This is a genomic window from Janthinobacterium svalbardense, assembly GCF_002327145.1.
GTDB lineage: Bacteria > Pseudomonadota > Gammaproteobacteria > Burkholderiales > Burkholderiaceae_D > Janthinobacterium > Janthinobacterium tructae.
Genome location: NZ_CP023422.1, coordinates 1,321,557 through 1,333,601, shown reverse-complemented (window position 1 = coordinate 1,333,601; position 12,045 = coordinate 1,321,557). Strand labels below are relative to the sequence as shown.

The following is a 12,045-nucleotide window of genomic DNA, read 5'->3' as shown; positions in this document are numbered from 1 at the left end:
TTATCACTCAATATCAATACAGATCAGACAGTGCAAGGATGCGTCACATGCCAGTGTTCAGCGATATCGATGCGGCGCGTGATCCACACCTGCTCGTGGCGCTGCACATAGTCGAGAAAGCGCGCCAGCGCCGCCGCCCGTCCCGGCCGCCCGACCAGGCGGCAATGCAGGCCCACCGACAGCATCTTCGGCTGATTCAAGCCGTTCGGATCACCTTCCGCATACAACACGTCAAAGGCATCTTTCAGATAGTCAAAGAACTGCGTGCCCGAGTTAAAACCCTGCATGGCGGCAAAGCGCATGTCATTCGTGTCCAGGGTGTAGGGCACGATCAGCTGCGGCTGCACGGCCGGCATGCCGGCGGCATCCGTGTACGCCACCTGGTCCCAGAATGGCAGGTCGTCGCCATAATAATCGGCGTCGTAGCGAAAACCGCCATGTTCGACCACCAGTTTGCGCGTATTCGGTGAATCGCGCCCCGTATACCAGCCTTGCGGGGCGGAACCCGTCAATTCGCGGATGATCTGCACGGCTTCACGCATGTGTTCACGTTCCGTCGCCTCATCCATGTTTTGGTAGGAAATCCAGCGCAAGCCATGACAGGCGATTTCATGCCCCAGTTGCTGGAAGGCGGCCACCGCCTCCGGATTGCGTTTCAAGGCCATGGATACGCCAAACACGGTCAGCGGCAGGTGCCGCTCCTCGAACATGCGCAGCAGGCGCCATAGCCCGGCGCGCGAACCGTATTCATAAATCGACTCCATGCTCAGGTGGCGCGCAGGAAAAGCGGCCGCACCGATCATCTCCGATAAAAACGTTTCCGAGGCGGCATCGCCATGCAGCACGCTGTTTTCCGCCCCTTCCTCGTAATTGAGGACGAATTGCAGGGCAATACGGGCCTTGCCCGGCCATTGCGGATGGGGTGGCGTGCGGCCATAGCCGATCAAGTCGCGTGGATAATGTTCGTAATTGTTCATGCGGAGGCGCGCCTATAGGAGGACAATGTTGGCTATATGCCCAATCATATAGCCCGGCGCAGTCACCGGTATATGATTTGCACGATAAGCACATTCACTCACCCTATATACAGGATAGCAAATGGGAAAACTCAGCACGCATGTACTCGATATCGCCCACGGCAGGCCGGGAGCCGGCGTCAAGGTAGCCCTGTTTTCAGTCGCGCCGGAAGGCAAAGTGTTATTGAAGATGGATATGACGAACAGCGACGGCCGTTGCAGCACGCCCTTGCTGGAAGGCGACAGCATGAAGGCGGGCCAGTACGAACTGGTATTCAACGCAGGCGACTACTTCGCCGCCCAGGGCGTGGAACTACCCTCGCCCCGCTTCATCGACCTGGTGACCCTGGCCTTCGGTATCGCGCATACGGATGAAAACTACCATGTACCGCTGGTGGTGTCGCCGTGGTCGTACTCCACCTATCGCGGTAGCTGATATCGGGGTCAGACCCGCCGGGGGGATGCGCCCCAATGGGGCACATCCCGATCACGAAGTGACTGACCCCAGCCTTTGCCGTTGGGTTTATCACCCACAAACCAGCAGGCGAAAAAAAACCCGACCATTGCTGATCGGGTTTTTCTCTACTGCGAATAACAAGCCTGACGATAACCTACTTTCACACTGGTTGCAGCACTATCATCGGCGCAAAGTTGTTTCACGGTCCTGTTCGGGATGGGAAGGGGTGGGACCAACTTGCTATGGTCATCAGGCATAACTTGTACTGGCATTTGTCCTCAATGGAGCGACAAAGCCTGAATCTGGAAGAAGCAAAGATTGGGGTAATGAATTGTAGTATCAACAAACGCACAACGTTGTACCGTCTTATCCTCTGTACCTGCTAAGGTTATAGGGACAAGCCGTACGGGCAATTAGTACTGGTTAGCTTAATGCATTACTGCACTTCCACACCCAGCCTATCAACGTCCTGGTCTCGAACGACCCTTCAAAGAGCTCAAGGCTCTGGGAAATCTCATCTCAAGGCAAGTTTCCCGCTTAGATGCTTTCAGCGGTTATCTCTTCCGTATTTAGCTACCCGGCAATGCCACTGGCGTGACAACCGGTACACCAGAGATACGTCCACTCCGGTCCTCTCGTACTAGGAGCAGCCCCCTTCAAATTTCCAACGCCCACGGCAGATAGGGACCAAACTGTCTCACGACGTTTTAAACCCAGCTCACGTACCACTTTAAATGGCGAACAGCCATACCCTTGGGACCGGCTACAGCCCCAGGATGTGATGAGCCGACATCGAGGTGCCAAACTCCCCCGTCGATATGAACTCTTGGGAGGAATCAGCCTGTTATCCCCAGAGTACCTTTTATCCGTTGAGCGATGGCCCTTCCATACAGAACCACCGGATCACTATGTCCTACTTTCGTACCTGCTCGACTTGTCAGTCTCGCAGTTAAGCACGCTTATGCCATTGCACTATCAACACGATGTCCGACCGTATCTAGCGTACCTTCGAACTCCTCCGTTACACTTTAGGAGGAGACCGCCCCAGTCAAACTGCCTACCATGCACTGTCCCCGATCCGGATAACGGACCAAGGTTAGAACCTCAAACAAACCAGGGTGGTATTTCAAGGTTGGCTCCACGAGAACTAGCGTCCCCGCTTCAAAGCCTCCCACCTATCCTACACAGATTGGTTCAAAGTCCAATGCAAAGCTACAGTAAAGGTTCATGGGGTCTTTCCGTCTAGCCGCGGGTAGATTGCATCATCACAAACATTTCAACTTCGCTGAGTCTCGGGAGGAGACAGTGTGGCCATCGTTACGCCATTCGTGCAGGTCGGAACTTACCCGACAAGGAATTTCGCTACCTTAGGACCGTTATAGTTACGGCCGCCGTTTACTGGGACTTCAATCAAGAGCTTGCACCCCATCATTTAATCTTCCAGCACCGGGCAGGCGTCACACCCTATACGTCCACTTTCGTGTTTGCAGAGTGCTGTGTTTTTATTAAACAGTCGCAGCCACCAGTTTATTGCAACCCTTTCACCCTCATGGAGTAAACCATTCAAGCTACCGGGGCGTACCTTTTCCCGAAGTTACGGTACCAATTTGCCGAGTTCCTTCTCCCGAGTTCTCTCAAGCGCCTTAGAATACTCATCTCGCCCACCTGTGTCGGTTTGCGGTACGGTCTCGTATGACTGAAGCTTAGAGGCTTTTCTTGGAACCACTTCCGATTGCTTCATGCACAAGTGCACTCGTCTCAACCCCTTGAATTCCGTACCCGGATTTGCCTAAGTACCTTCTATGAGCCAAAAACCAACTATTCCAACAGTTGGACAACCTTCCGCGATCCGTCCCCCCATCGCATCATACGACGGTGCAGGAATATTAACCTGCTTCCCATCAGCTACGCATCTCTGCCTCGCCTTAGGGGCCGACTCACCCTGCTCCGATGAACGTTGAACAGGAAACCTTGGGCTTACGGCGTGGAGGCTTTTCACCCCCATTATCGCTACTCATGTCAGCATTCGCACTTCTGATACCTCCAGCATCCTTTACAAGACACCTTCGCAGGCTTACAGAACGCTCTCCTACCATATCCAATAAAGGATATCCGCAGCTTCGGTGACTGGCTTAGCCCCGTTACATCTTCCGCGCAGGACGACTCGATCAGTGAGCTATTACGCTTTCTTTAAATGATGGCTGCTTCTAAGCCAACATCCTGACTGTTTTAGCCTTCCCACTTCGTTTTCCACTTAGCCAATCTTTGGGACCTTAGCTGGCGGTCTGGGTTGTTTCCCTCTTGACGCCGGACGTTAGCACCCGACGTCTGTCTCCCAAGCTCGCACTCATCGGTATTCGGAGTTTGCAATGGTTTGGTAAGTCGCAATGACCCCCTAGCCATAACAGTGCTCTACCCCCGATGGTGATACTTGAGGCACTACCTAAATAGTTTTCGGAGAGAACCAGCTATTTCCAAGTTTGTTTAGCCTTTCACCCCTACCCACAGCTCATCCCCTAATTTTTCAACATTAGTGGGTTCGGACCTCCAGGGCGTGTTACCGCACCTTCATCCTGGCCATGAGTAGATCACTTGGTTTCGGGTCTACACCCAGCGACTGATCGCCCTATTCGGACTCGATTTCTCTACGGCTTCCCTATATGGTTAACCTTGCCACTGAATGTAAGTCGCTGACCCATTATACAAAAGGTACGCAGTCACGGAACAAGTCCGCTCCTACTGTTTGTATGCACACGGTTTCAGGATCTATTTCACTCCCCTTCCGGGGTTCTTTTCGCCTTTCCCTCACGGTACTGGTTCACTATCGGTCGATTACGAGTATTTAGCCTTGGAGGATGGTCCCCCCATATTCAGACAGGATGTCACGTGTCCCGCCCTACTTGTCGTACGCTTAGTATCACCGGTCCAATTTCACATACGGGGCTATCACCCACTATGGCTCCTATTTCCAGAGGATTCTGTTATCGGTCCGACTATCACGTACAGGCTCTTCCCATTTCGCTCGCCGCTACTTTGGGAATCTCGGTTGATTTCTTTTCCTGCAGCTACTTAGATGTTTCAGTTCGCCGCGTTCGCCTTGCATACCTATGTATTCAGTATGCAATACCCTAAAAGGGTGGGTTGCCCCATTCGGAAATCTGCGGATCAAAGTGTGTTTGCTCACTCCCCGCAGCTTATCGCAAGCTACTACGTCCTTCATCGCCTGTAATCGCCAAGGCATCCACCATGTGCACTTATTCGCTTGTCCCTATAACGTTAGCCTCTCATCATTTGCATAATGAAAGAGCGCTACAGGGATAAGAAAGTACAACGTTGTTGCTTGTTTGTTGATACATACAATCATTACCCATCGATTTGCTTTTTACGGCAAACCAATCAATAAATAATCTTTACTTCTTCCAGATTGTTAAAGAACGAAACAGCTTTGATCGCTAAAAGATCAAACCTAAACCACAGTCTTGTTGACTGGCTTACGTTTGCACTTTCAAAGTATTGGTGGAGGATGACGGGATCGAACCGACGACCCCCTGCTTGCAAAGCAGGTGCTCTCCCAGCTGAGCTAATCCCCCAGGATATTTCTACGACTCGGGTCTTGCTGGTAGGGCTGGTTGGACTCGAACCAACGACCCCCGCGTTATCAACACGGTGCTCTAACCAGCTGAGCTACAGCCCCAACGCGGAACTACTACGACTACTGTTTCTTCTTAATTAAACAGCCGATAAGTGTGAACATTTGATGCGTGAATCAGTTACCTGATTCGTGCAAACTCTAGAAAGGAGGTGATCCAGCCGCACCTTCCGATACGGCTACCTTGTTACGACTTCACCCCAGTCACGAATCCTACCGTGGTAAGCGCCCTCCTTGCGGTTAAGCTACCTACTTCTGGTAAAACCCGCTCCCATGGTGTGACGGGCGGTGTGTACAAGACCCGGGAACGTATTCACCGCGACATGCTGATCCGCGATTACTAGCGATTCCAACTTCATGCAGTCGAGTTGCAGACTACAATCCGGACTACGATACACTTTCTGCGATTAGCTCCCCCTCGCGGGTTGGCGGCGCTCTGTATGTACCATTGTATGACGTGTGAAGCCCTACCCATAAGGGCCATGAGGACTTGACGTCATCCCCACCTTCCTCCGGTTTGTCACCGGCAGTCTCATTAGAGTGCCCTTTCGTAGCAACTAATGACAAGGGTTGCGCTCGTTGCGGGACTTAACCCAACATCTCACGACACGAGCTGACGACAGCCATGCAGCACCTGTGTACTGGTTCTCTTTCGAGCACTCCCTGATCTCTCAAGGATTCCAGCCATGTCAAGGGTAGGTAAGGTTTTTCGCGTTGCATCGAATTAATCCACATCATCCACCGCTTGTGCGGGTCCCCGTCAATTCCTTTGAGTTTTAATCTTGCGACCGTACTCCCCAGGCGGTCTACTTCACGCGTTAGCTGCGTTACCAAGTCAATTAAGACCCGACAACTAGTAGACATCGTTTAGGGCGTGGACTACCAGGGTATCTAATCCTGTTTGCTCCCCACGCTTTCGTGCATGAGCGTCAATCTTGACCCAGGGGGCTGCCTTCGCCATCGGTGTTCCTCCACATATCTACGCATTTCACTGCTACACGTGGAATTCTACCCCCCTCTGCCAGATTCTAGCCTTGCAGTCTCCAATGCAATTCCCAGGTTGAGCCCGGGGATTTCACATCAGACTTACAAAACCGCCTGCGCACGCTTTACGCCCAGTAATTCCGATTAACGCTTGCACCCTACGTATTACCGCGGCTGCTGGCACGTAGTTAGCCGGTGCTTATTCTTCAGGTACCGTCATTAGCAAAAGATATTAGCTCTCACCGTTTCTTCCCTGACAAAAGAGCTTTACAACCCGAAGGCCTTCTTCACTCACGCGGCATTGCTGGATCAGGCTTTCGCCCATTGTCCAAAATTCCCCACTGCTGCCTCCCGTAGGAGTCTGGACCGTGTCTCAGTTCCAGTGTGGCTGGTCGTCCTCTCAGACCAGCTACTGATCGATGCCTTGGTAGGCTTTTACCCTACCAACTAGCTAATCAGATATCGGCCGCTCCACGAGCATGAGGTCTTGCGATCCCCCACTTTCATCCTTAGATCGTATGCGGTATTAGCGTAACTTTCGCTACGTTATCCCCCACTCTAGGGTACGTTCCGATATATTACTCACCCGTTCGCCACTCGCCACCAGAGCAAGCTCCGTGCTGCCGTTCGACTTGCATGTGTAAGGCATGCCGCCAGCGTTCAATCTGAGCCAGGATCAAACTCTTCAGTTTAATCTCTGTTTAATGTCATTTCTGACAGGTCGGACAGTATCACTACCATCCAAATCTTTTACATTGCAAAAGATTTGCTCACTCAAAAAACTGACAGGCTACTTCCGAAGAAGTATCCTATTTCATTATTTCTTGTGAACATTTGATATTTTAAGTTAGACGCCAATCCGAAGATTGACGCTGCACTTACATCAAATGCCCACACTTATCGACTGTTAATTGTTAAAGAACGGTATTCGGTACTGCTTTCGCGCTATCGACAAAGCGTTGTGTTTGTCAGCTGCGAAGAAGGAAGAGTATGGAGCTTTTTCAGCATTTCGTCAACCTTCTTTTTTACTCGCCTCACTCAGCATTTGCATGCATCGTTCAGCGAGGGGGCGAATTATAGCCTTGGGCTGCGCGTCCCACAAGGGCTATTTTGCAGTTGGGCAAATATTGCTGTGTGATATCGTAGCGCCAACAATCCCCTGCCTCACCCACTTTGACTCCCATGCCTATCCCACACATCACCCCCACCGCCAATCCCCCAATGGCCAGCGCACTCGAACATGCCATCAATAGCAAGACCAAGCCGCTGGGCAGCCTGGGACTACTGGAAACGCTGGCCCATCAGATCGGCCTGATCCAGCAAAGCACGCAACTGGCATTGCACCAGCCTGCCATCATCGTTTTTGCGGCCGACCATGGCGTCGTCGCCGAAGGCATTTCTGCTTATCCACAAAGCGTGACGTGGCAAATGGTGGAAAACTTCCTAGCCAACGGCGCCGCCATTAATGTCTTTGCCCGTCAGAACAATTGCGCCTTGTATATAGTAGATGCGGGCGTCAACCACGACTTCGGCCCGCGCGACGGCTTGCTTGACCGCAAGCAAGGTGCCGGCACCCGCAACTTTGCCAACGAAGCCGCCATGAGCAAGGAACAGTGCATCGCCGCCATGCAGGCGGGGATGGACCTGGCCGCCACGCTCGATGGCAATGTGCTGGGCTTTGGCGAAATGGGTATCGGCAACACCACCGCCGCCGCCGCGCTGATGCACAAGCTGACGCAAACACCGGTCGCCGATTGCGTGGGGGCCGGCACCGGCCTGTCAAAAGAAGGCATATTGCACAAACAGCATGTGATCGAAGCGGCCGTCGCCCATCATGCGGCAGTCAATGCTCCGCTCGACGTACTGGCTACCTTCGGCGGTTTCGAGATCGCCATGATGGCAGGCGCCATGCTCAAAGCGGCCGAACGGCGCATGATTTTGCTGATCGACGGCTTCATCGTCAGCAGCGCCTTGCTGGTGGCGGCCCGTCTGCAGCCGGCCATCCTCGATTACTGTGTGTTTTCGCACTGCTCCGATGAAAACGGCCACCGCCAGTTGCTGGCCAACCTGGGTGCGCGTCCGCTGCTGCAGCTCGATTTACGCCTCGGCGAAGGCACGGGTTCGGCCCTGGCCTTGCCGCTGCTGCACGCGGCCGTCAACTTCATGCGCGAGATGGCGACCTTCGCCTCGGCCCAGGTCAGCGAAAAGTCCACGCCAGACTAAGACCATGACCAATCCCGTTTCCGCCGCAGTGCATCAGTGCCGCCTCTTCTTCATTGCGCTGCAGTTCTTCACGCGCCTGCCGATCCCGCGCTGGGTGGGTTTCGAGCCGGCCTGGCTGCAACACGCCTCGCGCTACTTTCCGCTGGTCGGCGTGCTGGTGGCGGCCATTTCGGGCGCCGTGTATCTGCTGGCCAGCTGGCTCCTGCCTTCGGCGATGGCCGTGCTGCTGGCCGTCGCCGCCGGCATTTATCTGACGGGCGCCTTCCATGAAGACGGCTTCGCCGACATGTGCGATGGCTTTGGCGGTGGGCTGACGCGCGAGCGGGTACTGGAAATCATGAAGGATTCGCGCATCGGCGCGTATGGCGCCATCGGCATCATCTGCCTGCTGGCCATCAAATGCGCGGCGCTCGCGTCGCTGCCGCCTGCCACGGTGGTGGCGACCTTATTCATCGCCCATCCTTTGTCTCGCCTGGCCGCCGTCTCGCTGATCTGGGCCATGGACTATGCGCGCGATGAAGGCAAGGCCAAGCCGATGGCGCAGGAAATGACTACCGGAGAGTTCATCATCGCCGCTACCTGCGCCCTGTTGCCCGCCATAGCCTGCGGCGTGCTGGGAATATTTGACTGGGCCGCGCTGGTCTTTGCCATCGTGGTCGCGGCAGCTGTCGCATTCTGGCTGGGCCGCAAATGCCAGCGCCGCCTGCAAGGCTACACGGGCGACTGCCTGGGCGCAGTACAGCAAGTGGCGGAAGTGGCGATTTACCTGGCCATCCTGTCCAGCTTCCAGCCGCCCCTACGCTTGTATTAACATGCGACTGATTTTAGTGCGCCACCCCGCGCCGCAGGTGACCAGCGGCACCTGCTATGGCCGCAGCGACGTGGCGGTGGCGCCGCACGAAATGGCCACGGTGCGCGCCAGCCTGCAAGCAACGCTGCCGACCGGCGTACCGCTGTATGCCAGCCCGCTGCGCCGCTGCGCCGGCCTGGCGTCAGCATTGGCGCAAGACTTGCCTTCCAGCGGCTTGCACTTCGACGCGCGGCTGGCCGAGATGGATTTCGGCGCGTGGGAAATGCAGCCCTGGCACGCGATTGCACGCGCGGACATCGATGCCTGGGCCGCCGATCTGGCCTGGTACCGTCCCGGCGGGGGGAGAATGTGCTGGCGATGGCCGCCCGCGTCGATGCGTTTTTAGGCGATCTGTTGCGCGAACAACACGAAACAGCCATCATCATCTGCCACGCGGGCACCATCCGTCTGCTGTCGGCACTGCAAGCCCGGCTGCCATTGGAAGAAACCGCCGTGCTGGCCGCCCGTTCCGCCCACAAAATCGCCTACGGCGCGACGGTCGTCGTCGATTTCTGATATCGAATCGTCCAGCCAGGCATTTCAGTCCACGCCTGCTGCACGTATAATGGCGGGGTTTTGGTGCCCGCGCTCATGTCCATGAGCGCAGTTAAACGGGAAACACGATGCCGCTCCTGCGGCGAACGTGTGCTGCCCCCGCAACGGTAAGCAAGTGTCGCCCCTCCCGACAGGAAGCGGACGACAAGCTATCTCTGACAACCACTGTGCTTGCAATCATCGAGCATGGGAAGGTGGGATAGCGGTACTTGCCAGCCCGGATACCGGCCAGGACAGGTGGAAGTGTGCGAACGGGGATGTTCGCGATCCGAATGGCCCATGGCCATCTTCGATCGTCATCGTCAGTTCCCACTTCTGTTCAATCTGGCCTACGGGGACGTCGGCTGGTTGCATATTACTTACTGAAAATTATCATGACCCATGCTGTTTCCCGCCACGCGGCCCTCACGTCGCTCGCGCTAGCCATTGCCGCGCCTGCCGCTTTCGCCCAAGCCACGCCAGATACCTTCGACCCGATCGTCGTCACCGCCAGCCGCTACCCGCAACACCTGAGCGAAGTCTTGAGCGATACGCAGACCATCAGCTCGGAAGACATCGCGCGTTCGGGTGCCAGCTCGATTGTCGATCTGCTGCAAAAACAACGCGGCATCGAAGTGGCGCGCAACGGCGGCCCAGGCACTGCGGCCAGCGTATTCATTCGCGGTGCGAACAGCAACCAGAATATCGTGCTGGTTGATGGTGTGCGCATTGGCTCGTCCACCCTGGGCACGGCCAACTGGAGCGCCTTGCCCCTTTCCAGCATCGATCACATTGAAATCGTCTATGGTCCACTGAGCACCATGTACGGCGCGGACGCCATCGGCGGTGTGATCCAGATCTTCACGAAAAAGGCGATGGTGCCACGCGCGTCTCCGCATTCGCCGGTTACGGCAGCAACAACACGCGCCAGGTCGAAGCGCAAGTGGCCGGCTCCACCGCTGGTCCGAACAGCTTCAGCTATGCGCTGGCAGCTGGGAAGGAAAAATCGGATGGTTTCTCGGCCTCGAAGCTCGGTGCATCGCCTGAATACACCTACAATCCGGACAAAGACGGCTACGACAAGGAAAGCTTCAGCGGCCAGTTCGGCTATCAGATGGCCAAAGGCCATGAAGTGGGCCTGACATTCCTGAATAGCGAACTGAAAGCGCAGTATGACGCCGGTCCTGGCTACGATGCACGCAGCAACGAGAAACTGGAAAACGTCTCCGTCTTCACGAAGAACGAATTCCTGCCCAACTGGACCAGTGAACTGCGCTATGCGGAAGCGCGCGACAAGGCCGGCAATGATGGCGGCACCGATTCGTGGAGCAAGAGCCAGATCAACACCAAGCAGACCGACCTGACCTGGCAAAATGACATCCGCTTCGGCCGCGACAACCTGCAACTGCTGGCCAGCTACCGCGATGAAGACGTCACATCGAGCTCCACGCCCGAAGTCACGGGCGCACGCCATACCAAATCCTTCGCGGCAGCGTACAACATGGTACGCGGCGCGCACCTGGTCAGCATCAGCGGCCGCCGTGACGACAGCTCGGCATTCGGCACGCACAACACGGGCAGCGTCGCCTACGGCTACCGCATCACCAACGCATTACGCGCCAGCGCCAGCTACGGCACCAGCTTCCGCGCACCGACCTTCAATGAGCTGTACTACCCGGGCTATGGCCTGGCGACGAACAAGCCGGAACAGGGCCGCAACGCCGAAGTGGGTCTGCGCTACGACGACGGCGTGTCGAAACTGAGCGCCAGCTATTACCACAACAAGGTCAGCGACCTGCTGGTGAATGCCTCGCCTTGTCCCGATCCACTGTTCACCGGCTACGGCTGCGCCTACAACGTCAACAAGGCGCTGCTGGAAGGCCTGACGATTGCTGGCGCACGCAAGTTCGGCGCTTTCAACGTCAGCGGCAACATCGACCTGCAAGACCCGCGCGATGAAACCAAGGACAAGCAACTGGTACGCCGCGCCAAGCAGCACGCCAACTTCGCCGTCGACTACACGGCTGGCGCGCTGACGTCGGGCGCCGAGTGGCAATTGTCGGGCAAGCGTTTCGATGATGCCGCCAACAAGAACGTCCTGGGCGGATATGGCCTGGTCAATCTGTACGCCAGCTACCAATTCACCCACGACTGGTCGGTGCTGGCGCGCTGGAACAACATCGCCAACAAGGATTACGAACTGGCGCGCTTCTACGCGACACCAGGCTCGAAAGTCTTCGTCGGTGTGCGCTACGGCATGAAATAACCATGAAGTAATGATGTAAGCTGCGGGCGATGGCATGCCGCCGTCGCCCGCAGATGCAGTTCTGCA

At 55.8% G+C, this 12,045-nt stretch carries 5 protein-coding genes, 2 tRNA genes, 3 rRNA genes, 2 pseudogenes and 1 riboswitch; of the genes and pseudogenes, 6 read left to right on the top strand and 6 right to left on the bottom strand.

Going from position 1 to position 12,045, the window contains the following annotated elements:
- Positions 1-23: 23 nt before the first annotated feature.
- The gene (gene puuE / locus CNX70_RS05935) at positions 24-977 is read right to left on the bottom strand and encodes an allantoinase PuuE (protein WP_096233938.1); all 954 of its coding nucleotides are present in this window, start codon (positions 975-977) and stop codon (positions 24-26) included.
- A gap of 121 nt (positions 978-1,098) precedes the next feature.
- On the opposite strand from puuE, the gene uraH reads away from it, so the two are divergent.
- Positions 1,099-1,452: a hydroxyisourate hydrolase gene (uraH, locus tag CNX70_RS05930; RefSeq protein WP_035824942.1), complete on the top strand. Its 354-nt coding sequence runs from the start codon at positions 1,099-1,101 to the stop codon at positions 1,450-1,452.
- Positions 1,453-1,614: 162 nt separating this feature from the next.
- Here uraH and rrf read toward each other — a convergent pair.
- The 5 genes from rrf to CNX70_RS05905 all read right to left on the bottom strand — a co-directional run bounded on the left by rrf (position 1,615) and on the right by CNX70_RS05905 (position 6,798).
- Positions 1,615-1,727 (bottom strand): 5S ribosomal RNA (gene rrf, locus CNX70_RS05925).
- A 138-nt stretch (positions 1,728-1,865) separates the two neighbouring features.
- Positions 1,866-4,741: ribosomal RNA gene (locus CNX70_RS05920) — 23S ribosomal RNA — on the bottom strand.
- A gap of 246 nt (positions 4,742-4,987) precedes the next feature.
- Positions 4,988-5,063: transfer RNA gene (locus CNX70_RS05915), tRNA-Ala, on the bottom strand.
- Positions 5,064-5,090: 27 nt separating this feature from the next.
- A tRNA-Ile gene (locus tag CNX70_RS05910) sits at positions 5,091-5,167 on the bottom strand.
- A gap of 100 nt (positions 5,168-5,267) precedes the next feature.
- Positions 5,268-6,798, bottom strand: a 16S ribosomal RNA gene (locus CNX70_RS05905).
- The 16S, 23S and 5S rRNA genes sit together here with 2 tRNA genes alongside, the layout of an rRNA operon.
- A 490-nt stretch (positions 6,799-7,288) precedes the next feature.
- Here CNX70_RS05905 and cobT point away from each other — a divergent pair.
- The 5 genes and pseudogenes from cobT (at position 7,289) to CNX70_RS05885 (ending at position 11,979) form a co-directional block, all read left to right on the top strand.
- Positions 7,289-8,329 (top strand): nicotinate-nucleotide--dimethylbenzimidazole phosphoribosyltransferase, encoded by a 1,041-nt coding sequence (cobT, locus tag CNX70_RS05900; RefSeq protein ID WP_096233937.1) that lies wholly within the window; start codon positions 7,289-7,291, stop codon positions 8,327-8,329.
- Positions 8,330-8,333: 4 nt separating this feature from the next.
- Positions 8,334-9,140 (top strand): adenosylcobinamide-GDP ribazoletransferase, encoded by an 807-nt coding sequence (locus CNX70_RS05895; protein ID WP_096233936.1) that lies wholly within the window; start codon positions 8,334-8,336, stop codon positions 9,138-9,140.
- A gap of 1 nt (position 9,141) precedes the next feature.
- Positions 9,142-9,695: pseudogene (locus CNX70_RS05890) on the top strand (histidine phosphatase family protein).
- A 44-nt stretch (positions 9,696-9,739) separates the two neighbouring features.
- A riboswitch (cobalamin riboswitch) is annotated at positions 9,740-9,981 on the top strand.
- A 10-nt stretch (positions 9,982-9,991) separates the two neighbouring features.
- A pseudogene (locus tag CNX70_RS29190) lies at positions 9,992-10,504 on the top strand (TonB-dependent receptor); the annotation flags it as partial.
- Positions 10,505-10,656: 152 nt separating this feature from the next.
- Positions 10,657-11,979, top strand: coding sequence for a TonB-dependent receptor domain-containing protein (locus CNX70_RS05885; RefSeq protein ID WP_341865556.1), 1,323 nt, complete (start codon positions 10,657-10,659; stop codon positions 11,977-11,979).
- The last annotated feature ends 66 nt before the right edge of the window (positions 11,980-12,045 follow it).

Excerpts from the sequence above, each read along its gene's own strand:
- cobT (WP_096233937.1), top strand. The coding sequence starts at position 7,289 with ATGCCTATCCCACACATCACCCCCACCGCCAATCCCCCAATGGCCAGC.
- puuE (WP_096233938.1), bottom strand. The coding sequence starts at position 977 with ATGAACAATTACGAACATTATCCACGCGACTTGATCGGCTATGGCCGC.
- CNX70_RS05895 (WP_096233936.1), top strand. The coding sequence starts at position 8,334 with ATGACCAATCCCGTTTCCGCCGCAGTGCATCAGTGCCGCCTCTTCTTC.
- uraH (WP_035824942.1), top strand. The coding sequence starts at position 1,099 with ATGGGAAAACTCAGCACGCATGTACTCGATATCGCCCACGGCAGGCCG.